General features: G+C 37.7%; 21 protein-coding genes. 19 read left to right on the forward strand and 2 right to left on the reverse strand.

Translation table 11 applies throughout. The annotated features are described in order from the left end of the window. Positions 1–47: 47 nt before the first annotated feature. From FB2170_RS16420 to FB2170_RS16450, 7 genes are all read left to right on the forward strand, one after another. Positions 48–1,688, forward strand: coding sequence for a DUF885 domain-containing protein (locus FB2170_RS16420; RefSeq protein ID WP_013307732.1), 1,641 nt, complete (start codon positions 48–50; stop codon positions 1,686–1,688). A gap of 11 nt (positions 1,689–1,699) precedes the next feature. Continuing rightward, positions 1,700–2,662, forward strand: coding sequence for an alpha/beta hydrolase family esterase (locus tag FB2170_RS16425; protein WP_049782658.1), 963 nt, complete (start codon positions 1,700–1,702; stop codon positions 2,660–2,662). Between the two features lie 72 nt (positions 2,663–2,734). Next, positions 2,735–3,457, forward strand: coding sequence for a class I SAM-dependent methyltransferase (locus tag FB2170_RS16430; RefSeq protein ID WP_013307734.1), 723 nt, complete (start codon positions 2,735–2,737; stop codon positions 3,455–3,457). A 58-nt stretch (positions 3,458–3,515) separates the two neighbouring features. Continuing rightward, positions 3,516–4,403: a hypothetical protein gene (locus tag FB2170_RS16435; protein WP_013307735.1), complete on the forward strand. Its 888-nt coding sequence runs from the start codon at positions 3,516–3,518 to the stop codon at positions 4,401–4,403. 61 nt (positions 4,404–4,464) lie between these two features. Next, complete coding sequence (locus FB2170_RS16440; RefSeq protein ID WP_013307736.1) at positions 4,465–5,745, forward strand: serine hydrolase domain-containing protein; 1,281 nt, start codon at positions 4,465–4,467, stop codon at positions 5,743–5,745. 119 nt (positions 5,746–5,864) lie between these two features. After that, the gene (locus FB2170_RS16445) at positions 5,865–6,374 is read left to right on the forward strand and encodes a TlpA family protein disulfide reductase (RefSeq protein ID WP_013307737.1); all 510 of its coding nucleotides are present in this window, start codon (positions 5,865–5,867) and stop codon (positions 6,372–6,374) included. Between the two features lie 76 nt (positions 6,375–6,450). Beyond that, on the forward strand, positions 6,451–7,440 hold the full coding sequence (locus FB2170_RS16450) for an aldo/keto reductase (RefSeq protein WP_013307738.1): 990 nt from the start codon (positions 6,451–6,453) through the stop codon (positions 7,438–7,440). Positions 7,441–7,487: 47 nt separating this feature from the next. Here the strand turns inward: FB2170_RS16450 and FB2170_RS16455 are convergent, their stop codons facing one another. Beyond that, entirely contained in the window at positions 7,488–8,357 is an 870-nt protein-coding gene (locus tag FB2170_RS16455) for a CPBP family intramembrane glutamic endopeptidase (RefSeq protein ID WP_013307739.1), read from the reverse strand. A 146-nt stretch (positions 8,358–8,503) separates the two neighbouring features. Here FB2170_RS16455 and FB2170_RS16460 point away from each other — a divergent pair, with 146 nt between their 5' ends. From FB2170_RS16460 to FB2170_RS16510, 11 genes are all read left to right on the forward strand, one after another. Then, a complete protein-coding gene (locus tag FB2170_RS16460) occupies positions 8,504–9,442 on the forward strand; it encodes a diacylglycerol/lipid kinase family protein (protein WP_013307740.1) in 939 nt (312 codons plus the stop codon). Positions 9,443–9,684: 242 nt separating this feature from the next. Further along, positions 9,685–10,239: a hypothetical protein gene (locus FB2170_RS16465; RefSeq protein WP_013307741.1), complete on the forward strand. Its 555-nt coding sequence runs from the start codon at positions 9,685–9,687 to the stop codon at positions 10,237–10,239. A gap of 320 nt (positions 10,240–10,559) precedes the next feature. Then, positions 10,560–10,856 carry a Bor family protein gene (locus tag FB2170_RS16470; RefSeq protein WP_041633293.1) on the forward strand — a complete coding sequence of 99 codons (297 nt, stop codon included), beginning with the start codon at positions 10,560–10,562 and terminating at the stop codon, positions 10,854–10,856. A gap of 408 nt (positions 10,857–11,264) precedes the next feature. Further along, a complete protein-coding gene (locus FB2170_RS16475) occupies positions 11,265–12,593 on the forward strand; it encodes a carbon-nitrogen hydrolase family protein (protein WP_158306100.1) in 1,329 nt (442 codons plus the stop codon). A 258-nt stretch (positions 12,594–12,851) separates the two neighbouring features. Further along, positions 12,852–14,078, forward strand: coding sequence for a serine hydrolase domain-containing protein (locus FB2170_RS17100; RefSeq protein WP_158306101.1), 1,227 nt, complete (start codon positions 12,852–12,854; stop codon positions 14,076–14,078). Positions 14,079–14,089: 11 nt separating this feature from the next. Next, positions 14,090–14,791: a CPBP family intramembrane glutamic endopeptidase gene (locus FB2170_RS16485; RefSeq protein WP_013307745.1), complete on the forward strand. Its 702-nt coding sequence runs from the start codon at positions 14,090–14,092 to the stop codon at positions 14,789–14,791. Between the two features lie 4 nt (positions 14,792–14,795). Continuing rightward, on the forward strand, positions 14,796–15,056 hold the full coding sequence (locus FB2170_RS16490) for a TfoX/Sxy family protein (protein WP_013307746.1): 261 nt from the start codon (positions 14,796–14,798) through the stop codon (positions 15,054–15,056). 195 nt (positions 15,057–15,251) lie between these two features. Further along, positions 15,252–16,406, forward strand: coding sequence for a hypothetical protein (locus FB2170_RS16495; RefSeq protein WP_013307747.1), 1,155 nt, complete (start codon positions 15,252–15,254; stop codon positions 16,404–16,406). Then, the gene (locus FB2170_RS16500; RefSeq protein WP_013307748.1) at positions 16,406–18,181 is read left to right on the forward strand and encodes an ATP-binding protein; all 1,776 of its coding nucleotides are present in this window, start codon (positions 16,406–16,408) and stop codon (positions 18,179–18,181) included. The genes FB2170_RS16495 and FB2170_RS16500 overlap by 1 nt, the downstream gene beginning before the upstream one ends. A gap of 93 nt (positions 18,182–18,274) precedes the next feature. Continuing rightward, positions 18,275–19,012 (forward strand): FRG domain-containing protein, encoded by a 738-nt coding sequence (locus FB2170_RS16505; RefSeq protein WP_013307749.1) that lies wholly within the window; start codon positions 18,275–18,277, stop codon positions 19,010–19,012. Positions 19,013–19,140: 128 nt separating this feature from the next. Next, entirely contained in the window at positions 19,141–20,121 is a 981-nt protein-coding gene (locus tag FB2170_RS16510) for an NAD(P)-dependent alcohol dehydrogenase (protein WP_013307750.1), read from the forward strand. 21 nt (positions 20,122–20,142) lie between these two features. Here FB2170_RS16510 and FB2170_RS16515 read toward each other — a convergent pair whose 3' ends face one another. After that, positions 20,143–21,216 carry a Gfo/Idh/MocA family oxidoreductase gene (locus FB2170_RS16515; RefSeq protein ID WP_013307751.1) on the reverse strand — a complete coding sequence of 358 codons (1,074 nt, stop codon included), beginning with the start codon at positions 21,214–21,216 and terminating at the stop codon, positions 20,143–20,145. A 92-nt stretch (positions 21,217–21,308) separates the two neighbouring features. On the opposite strand from FB2170_RS16515, the gene FB2170_RS16520 reads away from it, so the two are divergent. Next, positions 21,309–22,727, forward strand: a complete 1,419-nt coding sequence (locus FB2170_RS16520; protein WP_041632919.1) for a sulfatase — start codon at positions 21,309–21,311, stop codon at positions 22,725–22,727. Positions 22,728–22,741: the final 14 nt, after the last annotated feature.

Below are 22,741 nucleotides of genomic sequence, written 5' to 3' on the forward strand. Positions count from 1 at the left end.
AAAAACAATTTAGTATCTTTAAGAAGGTAACCTATCGCTAAAAAACCATGACTAAATTCTATACTTTTTTTGTTTTGCTTTTGATTTTTTCCTGTACCTCAAAAGTTGATGAGATAAATTCCGAAGAAAAGTTCAAAGCCTTTGTTGAGAACTTTAATGTATCAAGTAATTCGGGTGATATAAGTGACCTTGGCATTGCATCTTTTGCTACAGAATTAGAGAATACTCGTAATCAACTCAAAATACTTATGGCCATTGATACCAGTCAATTGAGCTTCGAAGATAAAATTGACTGGAGTTTTGCGCAGAGTATTCTAAAAGGCAAAGAAGTTCGCCAATCCAAGCATGAATCCTGGAAAAGAGACCCACGTGATTACATGCAATTCAGAAGTTTGGACAACCTTATTGGCAAACCTGGGGATTTGACTAAGAAAGCAATTGAGCTTGAAAAACGTTTACGCTTGGTTCCTATACAATTGGCCAACGGAAAAGCACAATTGGAAACCTATGTACCCAGATTTCAGGAGTTGGGGCTATTCATGGCCGAAAGTGCAAGAGGACTTTTTAATAAAGACCTCCCCGATTTCATTTCAAAACTTCCAAACAACAATCTTGAAAATTTAGTCAAGAGTGCTGGTGAAGCTTTAGAAGACTACGTAACATACCTCTCTGACGAGCTTCCTAAGAAGACTCAAGGTGATTTTGCGATGGGAAAGGAAGCTTATAATACCATTCTCGCAAATGAGCTGTTACTTGATTATGATGATACTACACTTTGGGAATTCGGGAATATGAAATTCAAAGAGACCATTGCCGAATTGGAGGCTTTGGCCAAAGAGATCGATCCCTCTAAAACCTGGCAAGAATTGGCGGTTGAAATCAAAAATGAGTATCCCGAACCGCATGAAATGATTGCGGCCCACCAACTTTGGGTAGATAGTGCCAAAGCCCATATCCTCAGAAATAAATTAATCCCTTTGCCATGGAACGAACAGGTAAAGGTTGTCCCAAGGGTTGAGTATCTTAGAAAAACCTCATATTACGGCAATTTCTCAAGGGCCAAAGGCAAGGACGCCGACAGTATTTTTACGGCACAATGGATGATCAATCCTTTTGAGGATCAATGGGATGACAAGACAAAACAAGAATACCTTGTGGAGCATGATTGGGGCGTCATTATTGTAACAGCACCACATGAAGCTTATGGCGGCCATCATGTGCAGGGCCTTTATCAACTGCACAACCCGAGGAAGCTAAGACGTGAAAACGGACTTTCCCTGTTCAGTGAGGGATGGGGACTCTATAATGAGCAACTCATGAGTGAAACCGGTTTCTTTCCCGACAAAAGAATCCATCTTAGGCAATTGCAACTTAGATTGTGGCGAAACGCACGTGTTATTTATGACGTAGGTATGCATTCCGGGCGATTGACCTATGAGCAAGCAATCAGTATCATGACAGACAAAGTCGGTTTCTTGCGATGGGCAGCCCAACTGGAAATTGATTCCTCCGCGGCTAGACCCGGATATTTTATTGGGTATTATATGGGAATGACCGAAATCTTGAAAATGAGGGAGATGTACAAGCAAAAAATGGGCGATAGTTTTTCTTTAAGTGATTTTCATGAAAAGCTTCTTAAAATCGGAAATATGCCACCCAAATTAATGGAAGAATCATTACTTGAATAATATCGATGATTATGAAAACATTGATCTCAATTTGTGTATTATCATTCACCTTTTTGGTATTTAATTTCAACGCCTGCAGACCACAACATACCCCAAAGGATAATAAGGATCAAACCTATACTATTCAGTTTCAAGGCTACGAGCGCGATTATATAGTGCATGTACCCCCAGAAGCCCAAATGCAAAAACCTGCACCTCTACTCTTTCACCTCCATGGTGGTGGTGGAACGGCAAAGGGCACAGCAGGACTAACTTTTAATCGTTTCAATGATTTGGCAGATCGCGACGGTTTTATCGTGGTGTACCCTAATGCAATCAAAAAGAATTGGAATGATGGCCGAAAACTCGAAGAGGTAAAAGCATGGAAAGAAAACATTGATGATGTTGGATTTATTCGTGAAATAGTCTCGAATTTACAGGACAAGTATAACATCGACAGCTCCCGAATCTTCACAACAGGAATGTCCAACGGTGGTTTTATGTCTTCCCGATTGTTATGTGATGCCTCCGACATATTTAGGGGTGGTGCTATTTTAACCGCTTCACTTTCCAAGGATTATATACCCAAATGTGACCCGGTAAAACCGGTAGCAGTAATGGTCATGAACGGTACTGATGACCCGTTGGTCCCTTACGATGGCGGTCAAGTCAGGGTGTTTAAAAAAAACAGGGGTGAAATTGTTTCTACCGATGATTATATGACGTTTTGGAAAGGAAAAAATGGGTGCACTGTTGAAAAAAACACTATTGAACTACCAAATACATCAGATGATGGGACTACGGTCAGTGTTGAAGAATATGAAGCCTGCCAAGATGGTGGAGCTTTAGTGCTTTATAAAATAAATGGTGGAGGACACACTTGGCCGGGAGGCAAGCAATATTTAGGCAAACGTTGGATCGGTAAAACCAATCGCGATATTGTGGCCTGTGATGTAATCTGGGACTTTTTTAAAAACTTGCCCGAAGCTGATTAGTGAGTTGTCAATTCGAGTGATTTTTGACAGAAAATCGTATCGAGAACCGGTTGTAAGTCCTATTTTTAATCCATGGCAACAGCATACGACCCCATTACCGCAAAACATTACGCAGCATATAGGCCTTCGTTACATTTACCTATTCTAAAAAAAGTGCTGGACGATGACTATTTTACTCTGGGGTTGGATGTAGGCTGCGGCACCGGTCAATCTGCTGTGGCATTGACCACTTTATATGATAAAGTAATAGCTATTGAACCAAGTGAGTCAATGCTTCAAAATGCCATACCCCATAACCAAGTGGAATATCAATTATGCAATGGTGTGGATCTAGAATTTAACCCCAACACCTTTGAAGTAATTACCTTCGCCGGTGTATTGTATTACTGCAAATCCCAACAGCTACTCGAAGAGGTTGAAAAAGTTTCTAAATCCGGGGCTAAAGTCATCATCTATGATTTTGAAATTTTATTGAATGATACTTTTGAACAGCTTGGAGTAATCCCTCCAACAAAACAACAATTGGACTATGACCATGAAACCAATTTTACGGACCTGAAACTCCGAAAATTGAAACTGGAACATAAAGCTAAAGAACAGATTTCCTTCGATATCAGCCCAACTAATTTGGCCCATCTGTTACTGGCAGATAATGATCATTACAACCTGCTTGCCAAGAAGTATGGAACAACAGACATATTTACCACCTTATCGGATCAATTACATACAACGGCCCAAACCAAAAACCTTACTGTCAAGGCACAGGTCTTTTATAGCATGTATTCACATTTATAAAAAGACCAATAAAACAGTTCAATTCCCGTTAGTATAAGTAAATATACATACGTTGAAAATGAGGGTTTTATATATTTTGCTATGTATCGTGTTATTGCATTTTGGATGTAGTAGTGATGATACTATAATTGACCAAGACGAAAAAGAGCTCATGGATGGTATTTTAAGCGCATCTGTTGCTTTTACCCATTCCGACCAACGTATCCAAGACTTTTTAGCAAATCCTACCGAGGCTTATGTAAGTTGTTTTTTTCAATTTCCTGATGATTTGGCCAATGATATTATTTTCGGATTGGACATGGAATGGATAGAAGGGGTGGACAATCCCATACATGTTTCAGGTGGAGACTGGATGAGTTTCGCGGGAATTACCCGTGAAGGTATCTTATGGTTTCCAATCGGTGCACCTGAAAATCTATTGGGCACACCCACAGAACCTAATTTATGGGAAATTCATGATTTGAACATAGATCTCGCTCCTAATGTTTGGTACAAGATGACCATATTTGCCGATTTTAATAAACGTGAATTCATTTCGTTTCGATTAGAAGGAAATGGATTGGACGACACTCAGGATATTTCAGGATTTCCCTTGGTGTATCCCAATTATATACCTTTTGACAAACCTAGCATAACCTACTATACCCATGCCTCACGAAGCAAGGATTTTGCTCCGGACAATACAGGCGGAACCAAAGTCTATTTTGACGATATGGAAGGTGGTATATTAGTGGGAGATACATTTGAAACTATTTTTTCCAACGGCTTTGAGGACCAGACCCAAATAACCGATATTCCTGTGAGTCTTCCCGTAATTCCTTTATCAGGCGTGACCGAAAACCTCTTTTACTATGAAAATAGTGAGGCAAAGCTCCAATTCACATCAACTGTAAGTCGTACAGGCAACCAGTCTATGGTGTGTGATGCCAGTCTGGTAAAAGACTAAAAAAGGGTGCCGAGGCAATACAAACGTATTTTTAGGTTAGTTTTATAGAAAAACTAATCCAATGTCATCGATCAAATTCCATCATCACCTAATTCCGAAAACAAATAAAATTGTACTACTTGTACTGATTGCCGTATTGTTTTCCTGCAAGCAAAAAGGGGAATCCACTAAAGCAATTGCTACGAACAATTCACCAATCACCGATTCTCTGACCACAGCGCTTCGCAAAATTCACGGGCAAGGCTTTATTAACGGATTTTCCGTTGCCGTTGTAAACGATTCCGCTGTTTTATACACCAAAGGTTTCGGTTTTTCTAATGTAGCTGCCAATAAACCCTATACCAAGAATACAATTCAGAATATAGCTTCTATATCAAAGACTTTCATTGGAATTTCACTGCTTAAAGCGCAGGAATTGGGAAAATTAAAACTGGATGATCCCATCAATGACTATTTACCCTATGCGGTCAAAAATCCGTATTACCCAGAAATTCCAATAACCATTCGTCATTTGGCAACCCATACCTCAACTATATTGGATACCGATTATTACGGAATGTCCTATGTGATGAAAGAGCCCTTGCAAAGTTTGGATACCACCAAAGTAAATGTTCCAGATTATTTTAACGGACCTGAAACGCGAATTCCCTTAAATGACTTCTTGGAAAAAATGCTTACTGAAAAAGGGGCATCATATAAAAAAGAAGGGTTTTTAAACAATCAACCCGGCGCACATTATGAATATTCAAACTGTGCCGCAACTCTTGCTGCCCTGGTTATCGAAGTTGCCACGGGAACCTCTTTTCCTGAATTCACCCAGACACACATTTTGGACCCTTTGGGAATGACCGGCTCAGGTTGGTCTTTTGATGCCATAAATTTGGAGGATCACTCCGTCTTGTATAACGATATTCAAACGCCACTACCACTCTATTCATTGATAACCTATCCTGATGGCGGATTTACCACTTCAAGCGCTGATTTGGCGAAATATCTTAATGAATTAATGAAAGGCTTTACGGGAAAAGGCACTTTATTACAGGCAGATAGTTATACCGAACTATTCAAGAAACAATTAAACCCCTCGCACCACAACACTGAAGACGGGGAAGAACAATCGGGAGACGAGCACAATTCCGGTATTTTCATGGGCTTTAGGGCAAACGGACAAATTGGTCATTCCGGTGGTGATCCCGGAGTTTCTACCCATATGTTCTTTGATCCGAAAACCAAGTTGGGAAGAATCTTGATTGTGAATACCGAACTGGAACAGGAAGGGTTTGAAGAACTGATTGCCATTGGAAAAGCCTTGACCAAATTTGGGAACAAGTTGAACGATTAAATTCTTTTTTAAATTCGAAAAATTTTACTTCCCCCTACTTTTTCTAAAGTAACATTTATCACATTTTAATAGCATTTTTGCCCGTATCTTGCGCTATCAATTAAAAAATGGTCGTACGAATGAAACGCTTTTTGATAGCACTTCTTATTGGTATTTTTATACTGAACACTTCCTGTAACACTAAAGAAAAAGACCCCAATGCCACTATTGAGGTTTTCGAAACCTATTCAGAATTACAAACCTTGATTGATGATAATGAAGATGGAGTAACGGTACTTAATTTTTGGTCCACCACCTGCGCCCCCTGTATCAAAGAAATGCCCCATTTTAATGAGTTGGAAACAGCATACCAAAGCGAGGGACTCAAAATTATATTGGTGAACCTGGAAAAGACAAAACGGTTGGATTCCCATATTTACCCCTTTGTAAAAAAACACAAGATAAATCCCGAAGTGGTGGTGCTTACGGACCAGAACTATAGAATCTGGACAGATAATATAGATACCTCTTGGTATGGCGCTCTCCCTGCAACCTTAATCCTTAAAGGTGACAAAAGAAACTTTAGGTTTGGCAGTTATGAGACCTATGAAGATCTAAAAGCCGATGTTGATAAAGTCATGCTTCAATGATCATTGTCAGCCAATCGTATTTAATTTCCTCCTATCTTGGTTGGTCTTTAAAAATTAGATTAAAGGAATTGTGAACATGAAAAAACGCATCCTAGGTAAAACCGGATTTGAAATCACTGAAATAGGAACAGGAACTTGGCAAGTTGGCGGAAAATGGGGTAACCCTTTTAGTCACGACAATGCAGATGCAATTTTGAATGCGACCATTGACAACGGGGTCAATTTTATTGATACTGCCGATGTGTATAGCGATGGTGAAAGCGAAAAAGCCGTAGGTCGTCTTGTACGTTCAAGAAGCGAACGTATTTATGTGGCCACAAAATGCGGACGGCGGATTTCTCCACACAATGATGCTGGTTATACCCCTAAAGTATTGCGCAACCATGTTGAAGACAGTCTTAAGAATATGGGATTGGAAACCATAGATTTAATTCAATTGCATTGCCCACCAACCGAAACATTTTACCGACCTGAAATTTTTGATCTGTTCAACGATTTAAAGAAAGAAGGGAAAATATTGAACCTTGGAGTCAGCGTAAAATTGGTGGACCAGGCTATAAAGGCTATGGAATATGATAATGTCACCTCGGTACAGATTATTTTCAATATGTTAAGGCAACTCCCTTCTGAAAAATTATTTACTGAGGCCAAGAAAAAAAATGTGGGCATTTTGGCAAGAGTACCACTAGCAAGTGGACTCTTAACTGGAAAATTCTCTACCTCAACAACTTTCGGTAAAGACGACCATCGTGCCCCAATTAGAGAAAAAGAGGCATTTAGCAATAACGAGGCTTTCGGAGGTTTGGATTTCACCAAAGGTCTTGAAGCCGTTGAAGAGATAAAAAGCATTTTTGGAAATGAAACTAAATTGTCGGCCTTGGCCCTTAAATGGATTTTAATGCATCCTGAAGTCAGTTGTGTAATTCCAGGTGCTTCGAGCACGGATCAGGTGCTATCTAATATACAGGCAGCTGAATTTCCTGCATTGACGGCTGAACAAATGACCCAAATAAAACAGATTTACGAAAAACATATCTCACCTAATTTAGCACATGTACTTTGGTAGAAAAGGTGAAAATTATGTAGTGATAATTGCTAATGGCTAACTGAGTCTTACAACTGCTCTTGCTTGGCCTTTCGCCAAAAGTAAATAGCGAATATGGTGGTGACAATAGGAATCATAAGTCCGTATTCATCAATCCAAAAAGTGGATTCCTCATTTGTGACCGTCAAGGGGGTAAAAATCTTTTGAATGTAGATATTATGTACAGAGTGATACAAAGCTGCTGGCCATAAGCTGTTCGATTTAAAAGTATAATATGCCAAGATAACCGACATACCCAAAATCATAAGGGTAAAAGCACCTATATGAAACAACAGGTTACCACCGCTATTATACATAAGCCAGATAATAGGCCAGTGCCATACAGCCCAGACCAATCCACTGATAATTGCAACCCCGTTAAAAGAACATACTTTTCGAAGTTCAAAAATAAAGAACCCACGCCATCCTATTTCCTCACCCAATGTAGAACCAAGGTTTTTAACGACCCCAACGGTTGCAAACAAAAAGACCATGGCAATAATTATGTTGGAACTACCACTATTTTCAAAACCTAATGTAGATGCCCAATCCTGAAGGGTATTCTCATTCCATACCGTACCAAAACCGAACACCCAAATAAGCGCATAGGCAATTGCGATATAGAGCACAGGAATAATATAGGATAACCTTAGGTGTTTTAGCCTTTTCAAACTCCATGGTAGGCTTGAAAGCGGTCTGCCTTTTATTTTTAGGGTAACAAAAGCGGCCAGTGCTGGTGACAGCATTAGCGCCCCCACATACATACTGGTGGGGTTTAATTTTAGAATGGCATAATACCAAATGGCACTGAAAACCAGTAGTAAAAGTAAAAATAGCGCTAGGGTCTTATATACTTCTTTGATATTCGTCTGAGGTGTTGTTGGCTTATTGGTCATCATAGTTTTTAATCCTATCCTGAAGACTATAAAAATAGGCTTTTGTTACATGGTATTTACTAATTACCTGATTACCACCTTAAAACTTCGTACCTCGTACCTCTCACTTCTCCCAACGCCAAACCAAAGAAAAATGCTACCTTGATCTAATGAACATTGTCTTTGTAGTCAACAACAAAAACAACCGCTTAGCAAAGGTGCTTCCAAAACTTGAGCAATACTTCGAGAAAGCGAATATGGGTAATGTTCAGTTCATTTCGACCCTACGAGAAAAACATGCGATTGAATTGGCCAGACAAGCCACTGAAAACAGTTGCGATTATTTGATTGCCGTTGGGGGCGATGGCACCTTGCACGAAGTTATAAATGGCGTGTTGCAAGCTAACCTACCAGCCAATGCGTACCCTGTTCTAGGATTGCTCCCCTATGGTTCTGCCAATGATTTTGCTAGAACGGCAGGCATCACCAATTCCATTGAAGAATTGATTAGATTGATCCAATCCAATACCACCCAAAAGATAAACCTTGGAAAAATAGTGTTGCAGCAGAACCATGAAACCCGCTATTTTATAAATATAGCAGGCGTTGGTTTGGGTGCAGAAGTGGCTCAAAACCTTGCCCAATCTAAAAGTGGCTTTGGTCCTAGTTTTAATTACTACAAGCACATTATAAAAGGGTTTTGGGCCTATACCAAAAAAGAGGTGAGCTGTACAAGTAGCACCTGGCGGTGGAAAGGCAAGTTGCTACAAATGGCAGTGGCCAACGGCCGTTACTTTGGCAATGCCATCTGCATTGCCCCTGATGCCAAACTTAGCGACGGGCAGTTTCAAGTAGCTATTTTTGGGGATTTGAGTATTTGGGACTATCTAAAAAACCTTGGTAATTTAAAAAAAGGGGTGAAAATAAAGCTACCAGAGGTTAGCTATCATACTGCCAAAGAAGTACTTCTCGAAAGCAACGAGGCTTGTGGCATTGAGGCCGATGGCGAATATGTAGGCCTTGCACCTGCTACCATAAGCGTAGTACCAAAAGCTATCCGCTTTTTAATGCCTTCCAGTATTCAAACGGATGATAATTCACCTGGATGAATATGAATGAGGATAACAAGTTTTTTTATTAAGTAATTCTTTTCCAAAAATTGATTGTCAGAAATTACCATTCCAACCATCAACTCAGAACTACCACCTCCCAACTATCCAAAAATTTTGCTAAAAAGGACCAAAATCTGTTAAAAGATTCCCAAGCAAAGTAACATTCAGTTTTTTGAATAGTCTTATGAGCAACTAAACACAAAACATCAATTTAATACAACAATTAAATCAATCTAAAAATGAGTAAATTAATGCTAATAAGTGGACTAATGCTGCTAGGCAGTGTACCCGCACAAGAAGTTTTAAATAACACTACAGAGACACAAACCATATATGTTACCTCAGAAGTTTCACAGGAAATATCGGCTGCCGATATTGATACGGACGCGACGTACCTTTGGTCAAAATCCCCTGTATTCGTTGTAGATCCTGTTTGCAATGAAAATGCAGAACTAGACCTTAACGAAATCGCCTTTATTGAGGAAGAACCAAAAATTGAACTTGGTTTTGACACTACCGAATACCTTCCTGAGGGTTTTGATCCGTACGAGTTGTACGTAGATCTTAATGCCGTGGAATACATTGACGGTCAAGAAGAAATCGAGTTGGGATTTAACGTAGCCGATTATTTGCCCACAGACTTTAACGCTTATGCAAATCCATCAGATATTGCAAGTATAAGTTATATTGAGGAGGAGCAAATTGAGTTGGGCTTTGATACGGCAGCGTATCTACCTGCAAATTTTGACCCTTATTTTAGTACGAGCAGTAAAATAGAAGTTACAGTGCTATAAGCTAGCCTAAAAAAATAAATGTAAAAAGGATTCTTGTAAACCAAGGGTCCTTTTTTTTATGTCTAATATTCCCCCTTACTCGTACTTTTAATCACCCAATTGTAATGCACTCTTCCCAGCTCGAACCTAGCATTTCTAACTTCATACCGCAGCACTATTTTGCACATGACCTTCGTCAGTTTATGCGATAAATTTTAGCAATACCTTCGGATGCCTTTTTTTAACATCGTTCCCGCCCCTATTTGGGGTTTAAAAGAAGTATGATCAATGACAATATTAAATCCTTATATAAACAAATGTTTAATTTAAAAAACAGCAAAATGATAAAAAGAACAATGAAAATGGCAGCTATTTTATTTGCTTCTTCAATGTTACTAACCTCTTGTTATTCATACACAAGTGTTGTTGGTAGAGGAGCACAAGAAAATAGTGAGACAACCGAATGGAACCATTATTTAATTGGTGGTTTAGCCCCTGTTGACGTTTCAGATTCTAAAGAAATGGCTCAGGGAGCAGAAAATTACACTGTGCACACTAGACAATCATTTGTGAATGGTTTACTTTCTGTATTGACCTGTGGTATTTATACACCAACAATAACAACTGTTAGCAAATAGCGATTTTATAAAAGGGTAAGGGGTCATAAAACAGCATCTTATCCTTTGCAGCAATTGAAAGAGGAAAACCTAATTACAAAATTGAGGCCAGTCTGAATGTTGGCTTTAGATTTTGATGGTTCATTTTCTAATGTATTAAAATAACAAATAGATCATAGAATAATAATGAAAAATTCAATTTTAGCCGGCTTAACCGCTCTTGTAACCATGTTTAGTATTACAAAAAAACATTTGCCGGTAGTTTATTTTTTTCTGGGCTTTACCATTTTTATGTTTACAAGGTTGAGCAAATTGGTCCCGTTAATTGATATTGCCATAGTAATAGCTCCAATTTTCATTTTGAGGTTTATAAGAACCCAACCAAAAAAAAGAGGCATCTGGTTGACATTACTTGGCTTTATCTTAAGTATGAATATTGCCCTTTGGGGATTATTCGAGTTCGATGAAAAATGGATGACCATTGTTTTTGGCCTTATAAGAAGTACCATATTGGCTATTATTTGGTTTCTGCCTTTTATGCTCGATCGAATACTATATCCAAAATTCAGTAATAAAGGAGCAAGGTCAACCCTGATATTTCCTTTACTGACAACAGCCATTTTCTTCCTTTCATCACTAGAAGGACCATTTGATGATGGCTCAGGAACTTTAAGTTCGTTTGGTCATGGTTATAGCACATTAGTGTTTACACAAGTTCGTTCTTTGCTGGGAATATGGATCCTGATCTTTATTCACTCTTGGTTATTCGCTATTGTTAACTACCTATGGGAAAATCAGTTCAAGTGGATCAAGATCAAAAAAATAGCCATTACTTATCTTTCTGTAATAGTATTGACCTTTCTATTTGGTGTTGTAAAAACGTCTTTGCAATTCGCTCCAAAATCCAATACTGTTAAAATTGCAGCCGTTGTTCTTATACCTGAAAATGGAGAAGTAATTCCAATGTCTAGGATTTTTGACTCAAGGACAACTTCACCTTTTGAACAAACGATATCAAGGATAGAAAGATTAACAAAAAAAGCAGTTAAAGGAGGAGCGAAAATTGTTTCTTTTCAAGAATTTGCCATGGTTATTAACCAAGTGGATGAAAGTAAGCTAAGAGAACATTATAAACGTATTGCAAAAGAAAACAACACTTATTTAAGCATCACTTATGCTTATTTTTCTAAAGAAGGAAAAGGAGAGAACAAACATCTTTTCATTAATGGGAATGGTGAAATTCTATTGGATTACACAAAAAGGTATCTTCTTGGAATAGGCCCTTTTGGGGAAGCAAGCGTATTTAAGAAAGGACCTGAAATCATTCAATCAACCAAGACTCCTTATGGCACAATAGGAATAAGTATTTGTAGGGATATGGGTTTCCCTTCTTTCATTAGACAAGCTGCAAAAGATAAGGTGGATATCATGCTGTCACCTTCGTATGATTGGCCGAAAAGTCCCTCCGCATGGTATCTGACAAGTACTATTGAAAATGGATTTTCGTTTGTACGTCCTACGTACAACGGCTATTCTTATGCCGCAGATTATAATGGAAAAGTACTTGCTCATATGGATTCAGACCAATCCGTAGAAGGTATTATGTATTCTGATGTTCCTGTTAAAGGTATCAAGGTTTTGTATCCGGTATTTGGTGATGTAATGGGGTGGCTATGTGTCATTGTAATGATTGTGCTCATTGGATTTAGATTTTTAAAAAAAAGCTCGGTTTATTCTGATAAAGCAATTCCATTATAATCAATAAATCGGTGCCTAACAAGGTGCATAATTAATTGATTCTGTGTTTCCACTCGAAAATTCCTAACTCACTGAAAACACTAAACTCTTTAAACTAACATCTCAATTCTCTACACTATGAAGCATATGATCTTCGTCAGTTTATCCGACAAATTTTTGCAATACCTTGAAATGCTCTTTTCTTAACATCGTTCCTGCCCTTATTGGGTGCTTAAAAGAAGTATGATCAATGACAATATTAAATCCTTATATAAACAAATGTTTAATTTAAAAAAACGGAAGAAATTTGTACTACTGGTTTTTATCGTATTGGTCATTTCATTGGTATACGCTGCTTGGCCAAAAATTCCGCAACCACCGGACTCGGTCAACAATGTTGCCGAACTTGACGCTTATCTTGAAAAGCTTGTGAATTCAGGCACTCCACAAGGTCTTTCAATGGTTATTGTAAAAAATGACAGCATTGTATACAGCAAAGGCTTTGGCTGGGCAGATGCTCCACGTAACATACGAGCTACACCGCAGACCGTATATCATTGGTGGTCGATTACAAAAATTCCCACTGCTATTGCCATTCTTCAACTTCAAGAGCAGGGCAAACTGCAGTTAGATGACCCTGTTTCAAAGTACCTCTCATTTTTTAAGGTAAAATATCCATCAGATAAAAGCAGTGTTATAACAATACGGCAGTTGCTTAATCATAGCTCAGGAATACCTGATGCCAGCGGACTCAGCTTTGCGAAATGGATTCATCATGATGGAGAACCTTCAGTAGATCAGACGGCATTTATCAAAGAAGTTTTTCCAAAATATGCAACCTTAGCATTTGAACCTGGAGAAAACACGGCCTATACCAATATTGGGTATATGCTTCTGGGTGCCATTATTGAGAAAGTAAGCGGGCAACCCTATAGAAATTACATTAGACAGCACATACTTAAACCACTGGAGATGAATCAGACGGACTTTGTGTACACCAAGGAAATGGAACCTTTTGAGGCAGCCGGTTCACACCCCACTTTTAGTTTTATGTCCCCATTATTGTATACAATGATAGGTTCATATATACGTGAAACATCGAATAAGCAACTGTGGATGAAACGTGTGTACACGGATCAAGAGCCTTCCTCAGCCTTAATAGGTTCTACAATGGATGCTGCACGGCTGGTCAGAGCATATTTGAATAAGGGTATGCTAGATGGGCAACGTATTCTTTCAGAAAAATCAATTGGACTAATGACCAATGATAGCCATATTGCAAAGGGAAATGAGGACTCCTATTATAATAGGCAAGGGATCGGCTGGCAGGTTTATATGGAAAAAAGCGGATACAAACTTGAGCATAACGGTGGCGGTCCCGGTTTCTATACCATGATGCAAATTTATCCCAGTGATAACTTAGGGTTAATTCTATTTTGTAACGATGTTACCCTTGAAAAACAGGGGTGGAAAGTATTGCGCTTGGGCGCTGATTTAAATTGGTGATTTAAGGAACTATGAATAAAACAACACGAAATATTCTTGCCATAAGTATTGCCATTTTACCGGTCAATATTATCATGATTTGGTATCGATTAACACAGACCGAAAATTTCACGACAACTGATATGATTGTTTACCCCTTGCTCATTGGCGGAGGGATAAGCGTTCTTATTTGGTTTCTGAATAAATACTTGATAAAAGCAACTTTTAAAGAAACATTTAATTCAGGAAAAGGAACTTGGTATTGGGATATTGCCATAGGCTTAGGGTTAACTGCTATATATTTTACGATGTTCTTTTTAGAAAGAGCAACCCTTTATCAATGGATACCCAATCGTAATCCCCCAAATACCGAATTGATTGATACCATGGTCGATTTGGCCAATAACCCATTATTGCTGATTATTTGGTTTGGGCCTGTTTTATGGATTGGTATTGCACTATTTGAAGAATTATCAAGAGTGTTTTTACTAAAATGCCTGTGGAATATAAATAAGAACAAGAATTGGCATATTGCTGCCATCTTTTTGGCTTCTACCTTAATTGGGGTAGCACACCTATACCAAGGCACCGCTGGGATAATCTCTATAGGACTTAAAAGTGTGGTTGTGAGTTATTACTTTTATAAATACCGTAGGTTAGGACCGTTGATTATCTCCTACGCGCTGTATGACGGTATACAGTTTGCTTTTTTTATAATGCAATTTCAAAATTAGGATCATGGAACAATTGACCGATCTTCCAAACATTGGAAAAACGCTTGCAGCGAAGCTTATTGCTGTAGGAATTAAAACCGAACATGAATTAAAAGTTGTGGGAAGTAAAAATGCCATCATAAAGATTGCTACCCTTGCAAACAGTGGCGTTTGTATGAATATGTTATTTGCGCTAGAAGGTGCAGTACAAGGGGTTAGATGGCACGGGCTGGACAATGAGACAAAACAAGAATTGAAAGAATTTTATAGAATGTTGAACAAATAAAAACGAACCCTCCAAACTTCTCAATACTAGTTAATTTTATGACTTTTGTCAACTTATCTTACATTTTTTAGTAGTAAATTGCTGTTCCTCTTTTCTTAACATCGTTCCTGCCATGGTTGGTATATAAAAGAAATATAGTTACTAGTAACTATATACAATTGTTGTGCATCATTAAAAAAAAGAAAAATCTTAAATATGGATGGAGCCTATGTAGCAATAAAAGGGTTTAAATATCAATTTGACCGTTCAATTGTTGAAATATTTAATAATCCATCAAAAAATGTTCGAATAGAACAACTTCAAGATTATGAATTTGATAATTACTTTGTTCAAGTTAAATATCATGATACAGACTATACAGCACCTCAACAGAAGCAAAAAATAAAGAAACCATTATTACAGTTGTTAGATCAGTATAAATTAGATACGTCCAAAAAATTCATTCTTTTTATTTATCTAAAAGGAGTTACTCCAAGTAAAAAAAACCTTACTATTTCAGAATTGGATTCGATATTAGGAAATAAGAGTAATGACTATATTATTTCGGATAAGACTTCATTTGTTCAAAATTTCACATTAATACATGCGCACGATTTTGTTACACAATACAAAGATGTAATAGGAAAAATTAGAACAGAATATTCTAAATCTATCGAGGAGGCAAAATTGTACTATTCTATAATTTCTAGTCACTTACTAGATATTGTAATCAATAATCAACCATCAAGTAAGAACTTAAGAACTTGTTCTAAAATACAGTTGGACAAACTTATTTCAGATGGAAAAAAAGTAGTCTTTAAATCTGCTTTTAATGATGAGTTGACTGTTGACAAACAAACAAAACTACTGCATAACCAATTTTTTAAAAGTCAATTAAATAACGAACCACATGAAAGATTTTTTGTGGTAGAAGTGAATAGCTCAACCAAAATTTCTGTGATAAAAGATTTAGTCCTAACACTTAAAAATAAATGGAGTAAAAACAAAACGAAGGCAATACCAGCTTCAGACAGGTTTGCACCATATATTTTACTTCATGGGATTAAACCAGATAAACTAATTGAATTAAAAACTGATTTAAAAAATGATGGACATAAAATATGTGATGGGTACGACTTTTTTAACGCACCTTTCAATCTAACAAGTATTAAGGAGAGACCAACTTTTGAGAGCAAGCTATTTTACAAATTCATTAATGAACTTACAGAGTTAAACCAAATCATAAATAACCTTGATAGAACTGGAGAAATATATCAGTTCTATTTAGAAACACCACTATCCATATCATTTACCCAGAAACACTTAAAATTCCAAGTTCAAAAGGTAGATGATATTAAAAATATTATTTAATGGAAGATAAAAAAGTAAATGGTGAAGTAATAGCAGTGCTTCCAAATAAGATTAAAATTAAAATAGATGACCTTAACGCCTTTAAAGGTGCAGAACAACTTAAAGTAGGTTCATACATTCAAATAGCCGATAATGAGAATTCCGATATTAAATTAATAGCAATTATTGAAAGTTTTTTAATTGAAATTATCGAAAGTGGAGAAAGAAAGTATTTGATAGAAGCCAATCCTTTAGGCACAATTGAAGATGGCAATTTTAGAAGAGGTGGTGATTCAATTGCTTTACCTCCAAAAGAAGCCACAACAGCTTCTGCGGAGGATATCAAAGCAATCTATTCGAGCGGAAGTAAAGAGAGTAACTATGAATGGTTTTGCTTTGCTCGGCTTTCACATTCATCAAAAGATAGAATTGATGTACCTGTTAATGGTAATAGGTTTTTTAACAAACACTTTGCAATTGTTGGTTCAACAGGCTCAGGTAAATCACATACAACGGCAAAAATATTACAAAATGCAACTCAAGAAAAAAAAACAAATTTTAAAGGATTAAATAATTCTCATATTATAATTTTCGATATCCATTCGGAATACAATTCTGCATTCCCAGAATCAAATAGCATAACAATAAATGATTTAATACTTCCATATTGGTTGCTTAACGGGGATGAATTAGAGGAGTTATTTCTAGAGTCAGGTGATAACAATAATTATAATCAATCATCCCTCTTACGAACACTGATTACCGAAAACAAAATTTATAAAAACCCTTCGGAATCAAGAATCTATTTTGACAGCCCTCTTAAGTTTGACATTGATGAAATATTAAATTGTCTACAGAATTTAAGAAAAGAAACAAAACATACTGAAAACGATTTAGATATTCAATTTTCAGATGGTAATAAAACATTTAAATCTGACTCAGAAAAATATCAACACTACTTTAAAAAGACATACGAATTTGCATCACCAAGAAGAGCTAGTGCAGCAGCAGGGCATGGAATTTCAAAAGGTTCTTTTAGTGATGGGTCAATAGACAAATTTATTTCTAGACTAAACACTAAAGTAAACTCTCAAAGACTGAGACTATTTCTTTTTGGTGATAAGAGTAAAAATATAAGTTTTGAAGAAACTTTAAGACAATTCTTAGGCTATGATTATAATCCAGAAAGTAGAAAAAACGCTAAATCAAATGTTACTATAATAGATTTAAGTGGTGTTCCTTTTGAAGTTCTAAGTATTACAGTTTCATTAATATCTCGATTGTTATTTGATTATTCATATTATTACAAAAAGCAAGTTGGAGACAATGATATGCCTTTGCTTTTAGTATATGAAGAAGCACATAAATATGTGCCAAAAAGTAATTTAGCTCGCTTTAAGTCTTCTCGGTCTTCAATTGAACGTATTGCTAAAGAAGGTCGAAAGTATGGTATATCCTTAGCAATAGTTAGTCAACGACCTTCAGAACTTTCCGAAACTATATTTTCGCAATGCAATAATTTTATTGCTATGAGGTTGACAAATCCAGACGACCAAAACTATGTAAAAAGACTTCTACCAGATTCATTAGGATCAGTAACAGATATTCTACCATCTCTACAATCTGGTGAAGCTATATTAATCGGAGAGGCAACAGTTATGCCTTCTATAATTATTGTAGATAGGTGCGGTGAACATGAACCTTCATCAAATGATATACCTTATTTAAAAAAATGGAAAGATGAATGGTTTGACAAAGTAGATTTTGAAGGAATAACAAAATCATGGAAGGGCTAAAATAATGAATGCACAACAATATGTATAGTGCATAGCACCCTTCGGAATGCTACGACATCATACACGAACCGTTAGGAACAATTTGGCAAAAATATGGCAGAAAATTGGACAAATACTGATATCAAAAATGGTATAAGCGAAGTCACCCTTAATTCTTGGAATGATTTTTCCGAATTTATCGATACTGAAATGCTTGATTTTAGAAACTATATTTATAGAGGGCATAAAACTGAAGAATGGCTTCTTGAACCAACATTAAATAGACTTGCTAAAAGTAAAACTAAAGCAAATTTAAAAGAAGTCAGAGATGAACATATACAGAAATTTAGATATGCGCTAAGAGGTAGAATAAAGGATTCGGTAAAATATAAAAATGATGATGAATTATGGGCTTTAGGCCAACATAACGGGCTGGCAACTCCCCTTCTTGATTGGACTAGTTCTCCGTATGTCGCTGCCTATTTTTCTTTGATTGAACCACGAGAGAAAAAGGGTTATAGTTTGGTTTATACAATTGACGAAAACGCTATTAATAGTTTTAATGATTTAGAAATAGTAAATCCAATAACCGATGAGAACACAAGGTTAATAAACCAAAGTGGGTTATTTGTTAAAGTTTTGACCAACCAAGATATTGAGAAAATGTTTAGAAGAAAATTTAAAGATGTTACTACTATATATAAAATGATTAAAATTAAAATTCCAAATAATGATAGGGAAATTGCTTTAAGATCATTAAACAGAATGAATATTAATCATAATACACTTTTTCCAGACATACAAGGAGCCTCGATTCATTGTAATAACGAAATACAAATAGATAAATATTAACTGTGCCTAACAATACCTATAATCCATTGGGGCGATCTTTATTTAAATGCGCTTTATTTTAACTATTAGTTATAGTATCTTAGACTATATAAAAAAAGTGTCCCCGTGGTTGTGGCACAGGAGCACCTATGAAAGCATATACGATTAAAAACTACGGAGCACCAGACAAGGTGTTGAGGCTTTTGGAAGTTGAACAACCTAAACCTGCAACTACCGAGGTTCTGCTTAAAGTGCGCGCAACTACAATCAATGATTACGATTGGAGCATTACGACCGGAAAGCCTTTTTCGTATCGCCTGTTCTTTGGCATATTCAGTCCCAAGAAAAAATTAAGAATACCGGGAATGGAGGTTGCTGGCATTGTGGAGCAGGTTGGTACCAATGTTTCAAAAATTAAAGTTGGCGATGCCGTTTATGGTGATATCTCAGATTTCGGGTTTGGCAGCTTTGCAGAGTTTCTTTGCATAGATGAGAAAGCGCTAACGCTAAAACCAGATAGTATGGGTTTTGAGGAGGCATCCAGTATTCCGCATGCAGCAATGCTAGCCCTTCAAGGCCTGCGCGATGTGGGACAACTTAAAGATGGCCAAAAAGTATTGATCAATGGTGGCGGTGGCGGTGTTGGTTCATTTGGCATTCAACTCGCAAAAATGTACAACGCAACTGTTGCTGGGGTCGATACGGGTGAAAAATTAAAAGCGATGAAAACCCAAGGGTTCGACCACGTAATCGACTATAAAAAAGAAGACTTTACCAAAAGTGGACAGCACTATGACCTGATCCTAGATTGCAAGACCAATAGATCGCTCTGGAAATTTTTAAAGGTGCTAAAACCGGAAGGACAATACATATCAATAGGTGGTGAGTCCGGCAAGTTGTTGCAAATGCTTTATATGAGTCCACTACTAAAGTTATTCAGCAAGAAACGTGTAAAAATGGTCATGTTAAAAACGAATCAGGACTTGGAGTACATCAATCAACTCTATGAAGACGGCAAGATACAATGTGTCATAGATGGCCCTTATTCCTTTGATAAATTACCTTGGGCGGTTCAACGCTTTGGAGATGGCCTGCACACGGGTAAAATTGTAATTTCAGTTAACCAATAGTGACACAACAACGGTCATATTTCAAACCTGATTCTTAGTTATTCCGGATTCAGTGGCCCATTCTATGATTTTTATAACATCAAGGGCTTCTACTGGGGGAATAATCAATGCAGCATCCCCATTTAAAACTTCATACACATTTTGATAAAACTGACCGTAGTCGCCATTTTCAGTGGTGATTTTTTCTGTAGTGTTGGTCTTAATAGTGGTTAATGTGCCGTAATTCTCAACTAAATCTTCTCCTATCCCTTCCCAAACAATTGGATGCTTGGCCAATCTACTTTCTTGAGGGTCATACCCGTATTTAACAAAACTACCTTTTGTTCCTAAAAGTGAAATTGAAGGCTTGGGTGTATTGGTCAACATATCTGAAACAATGGTAGCCTTAAAATCCGCATATAAAAAAGTGATCTTAAAATAATCGACCACTTTCCCGTTTGCACGTTGAATTTGTAGATCTGCTTTTAGGTCCACAGGCCAACCAAACAACATCAACACCTGATCAATTAAATGGGAACCTATATCGTACAATATTCCTGCACCGGGATGAGGGTCTTCTTTCCAAGCCTTTGGTCCTATTTCGGGTCGAAATCGATGTATTGCCAGGGTACAATCCTGCACGGTTCCTATTCGGTCTGTGGCCAATAGTTTTTGTATGGTTTTAAAACCACCTTCAAAGCGTTTATTGTGATACACGGCAAGTTGCACATTGTGCTTCTTGGCAAGTGCTATAAGAGCTTCGCCTTCTTGAACAGTAGCTGTCATGGGCTTTTCCAACACCACATGTTTACCAGCCTCCAAGGCTGCCTTTGCCATTTCAAAATGCAAATAGGTGGGTCCGTTTACCACAATCAAATCCACTTCATCAGTTTTGATCAATGCATCAAAACTCCGAACGATTGTTGCGTTTGGGTATGCTTCTTTTGAGTTTGATTTTGTCCGCTCCAAAATCAATCTTAATTCAAAATTGGGGTGCTGTTCAATAAAGGGTGCATGAAAAATGCGACCACTCATCCCATAAGAAACCAAGCCTACTTTTATTTTCGAGTTTGACATATTCAAAGAAACGAAATTGCTACCTAATATGAATTCCATTTAGGCATTGGTTTTAAAATATATTGATTGCTTTTATACTGTAAACTTGCCCAAATTGCTACTTTTAAGGCATGCAGGAAAATCGTAGCAATATGAAAAATTTGGTTAAACTCGTATGTCTAATTCTTTTAGGAATAACCTCCTGCAAAAGCCCGGACCAAAAACCAAATATCATTTTGATCATGACCGATGACCAAGGTTGGAATGATGTGGGTTTTAATGGCAATACCCAAATACAAACACCAATGCTGGACCAATTGGCAGCAGGCGGCGTTATTTTTGATAGGTTCTATTCGGCCTCAGCCGTATGCTCCCCGACCAGGGCAAGTGTGATCACGGGTCGTAACCCGTTACGTATGAATATCCCCGATGCGAATAGCGGCCATATGTTGCCCGAGGAGATAACACTACCTGAGCTACTCAAAGGGCAAGGCTATGCTACGGGCCATTTTGGCAAATGGCATTTGGGAACACTCACCAAAGACACTTTAGATGCTAATAGAGGCGGCAGAGAAAAATTCGATGCCCATTACAGCCTACCTACCGAACATGGGTATGATGAATTTTTTAGTACCGAGTCCAAAGTACCAACCTATGACCCTATGATATATCCCGAAAACTTTGATGAAGGGGAAAGTCTGCGGTATGGCTGGCGTTCAGTCGAAAGTAATGAAGGCACAAAACCTTATGGCACAGCCTATTGGACGGGTGAGAACCAAAAAGTGACTACAAATATTGAAGGCGATAACTCCCGCGTTATTATGGATCGAGTATTGCCATTCATTGACAGGGCCATAACTGAAGAGAAACCCTTCTTTTCAACCCTCTGGCTGCATACGCCTCATTTGCCCGTAGTAAGTGATAGTGCACACCGTAGTCTATATCCTGATCTAGACTTGCAACAACAAATCTATAATGGAACATTGACCGCCATGGACGAGCAGATTGGCAGACTATGGTCCAAACTTGAAGCTTTGGACATTCAGGAGAACACGATCATATTCTTTTGTAGTGATAATGGTCCCGAAAATGACACTCCCGGAAGCGCAGGCGTTTTCCGCGAACGAAAAAGAAGCCTGTACGAAGGCGGCGTTCGGGTTCCTGCCTTTATGGTTTGGAAAAATCATGTAACGGGAGGGCAACGATCATATTTCCCATCGGTTACTTCGGACTACCTCCCTACCCTACTTGACATATTGAACATAACCTATCCTGACAACAGACCCGTTGATGGGGAAAGTCTTTGGGAGGTTGTACAAGGTGAAGAGAAGGCACGCGAGAACCCAATCGGGTTTATATACAAGCAAAAGCTATCTTGGGTCGATAATCAGTATAAACTAATTCGTACTTCCGAAGACGGTCCATTTGAACTCTACGATTTAATCGACGACCCTTCTGAAACCAAAAATATAATACAAGACCAGCCAGAAATAGGGGCTAAAATGAAGCAGGCACTTTTTGCCTGGAGAGAAACCGTTGAGCAAAGTGCAGAGGGAAAAGATTATAAATGATTGCACCCAATTAG

The organism is Maribacter sp. HTCC2170 (assembly GCF_000153165.2).
Taxonomy (GTDB): Bacteria; Bacteroidota; Bacteroidia; order Flavobacteriales; family Flavobacteriaceae; genus Maribacter_A.

What these genes read in the sequence shown, in the direction of transcription:
- FB2170_RS16420 (WP_013307732.1), top strand. Translation starts at nt 48, where the DNA reads ATGACTAAATTCTATACTTTTTTTGTTTTGCTTTTGATTTTTTCCTGT.
- FB2170_RS16425 (WP_049782658.1), top strand. Translation starts at nt 1,700, where the DNA reads ATGAAAACATTGATCTCAATTTGTGTATTATCATTCACCTTTTTGGTA.
- FB2170_RS16430 (WP_013307734.1), top strand. Translation starts at nt 2,735, where the DNA reads ATGGCAACAGCATACGACCCCATTACCGCAAAACATTACGCAGCATAT.
- FB2170_RS16435 (WP_013307735.1), top strand. Translation starts at nt 3,516, where the DNA reads ATGAGGGTTTTATATATTTTGCTATGTATCGTGTTATTGCATTTTGGA.
- FB2170_RS16440 (WP_013307736.1), top strand. Translation starts at nt 4,465, where the DNA reads ATGTCATCGATCAAATTCCATCATCACCTAATTCCGAAAACAAATAAA.
- FB2170_RS16445 (WP_013307737.1), top strand. Translation starts at nt 5,865, where the DNA reads ATGAAACGCTTTTTGATAGCACTTCTTATTGGTATTTTTATACTGAAC.
- FB2170_RS16450 (WP_013307738.1), top strand. Translation starts at nt 6,451, where the DNA reads ATGAAAAAACGCATCCTAGGTAAAACCGGATTTGAAATCACTGAAATA.
- FB2170_RS16455 (WP_013307739.1), bottom strand. Translation starts at nt 8,357, where the DNA reads ATGATGACCAATAAGCCAACAACACCTCAGACGAATATCAAAGAAGTA.
- FB2170_RS16460 (WP_013307740.1), top strand. Translation starts at nt 8,504, where the DNA reads ATGAACATTGTCTTTGTAGTCAACAACAAAAACAACCGCTTAGCAAAG.
- FB2170_RS16465 (WP_013307741.1), top strand. Translation starts at nt 9,685, where the DNA reads ATGAGTAAATTAATGCTAATAAGTGGACTAATGCTGCTAGGCAGTGTA.
- FB2170_RS16470 (WP_041633293.1), top strand. Translation starts at nt 10,560, where the DNA reads ATGATAAAAAGAACAATGAAAATGGCAGCTATTTTATTTGCTTCTTCA.
- FB2170_RS16475 (WP_158306100.1), top strand. Translation starts at nt 11,265, where the DNA reads ATGAATATTGCCCTTTGGGGATTATTCGAGTTCGATGAAAAATGGATG.
- FB2170_RS17100 (WP_158306101.1), top strand. Translation starts at nt 12,852, where the DNA reads ATGTTTAATTTAAAAAAACGGAAGAAATTTGTACTACTGGTTTTTATC.
- FB2170_RS16485 (WP_013307745.1), top strand. Translation starts at nt 14,090, where the DNA reads ATGAATAAAACAACACGAAATATTCTTGCCATAAGTATTGCCATTTTA.
- FB2170_RS16490 (WP_013307746.1), top strand. Translation starts at nt 14,796, where the DNA reads ATGGAACAATTGACCGATCTTCCAAACATTGGAAAAACGCTTGCAGCG.
- FB2170_RS16495 (WP_013307747.1), top strand. Translation starts at nt 15,252, where the DNA reads ATGGATGGAGCCTATGTAGCAATAAAAGGGTTTAAATATCAATTTGAC.
- FB2170_RS16500 (WP_013307748.1), top strand. Translation starts at nt 16,406, where the DNA reads ATGGAAGATAAAAAAGTAAATGGTGAAGTAATAGCAGTGCTTCCAAAT.
- FB2170_RS16505 (WP_013307749.1), top strand. Translation starts at nt 18,275, where the DNA reads ATGGCAGAAAATTGGACAAATACTGATATCAAAAATGGTATAAGCGAA.
- FB2170_RS16510 (WP_013307750.1), top strand. Translation starts at nt 19,141, where the DNA reads ATGAAAGCATATACGATTAAAAACTACGGAGCACCAGACAAGGTGTTG.
- FB2170_RS16515 (WP_013307751.1), bottom strand. Translation starts at nt 21,216, where the DNA reads ATGGAATTCATATTAGGTAGCAATTTCGTTTCTTTGAATATGTCAAAC.
- FB2170_RS16520 (WP_041632919.1), top strand. Translation starts at nt 21,309, where the DNA reads ATGAAAAATTTGGTTAAACTCGTATGTCTAATTCTTTTAGGAATAACC.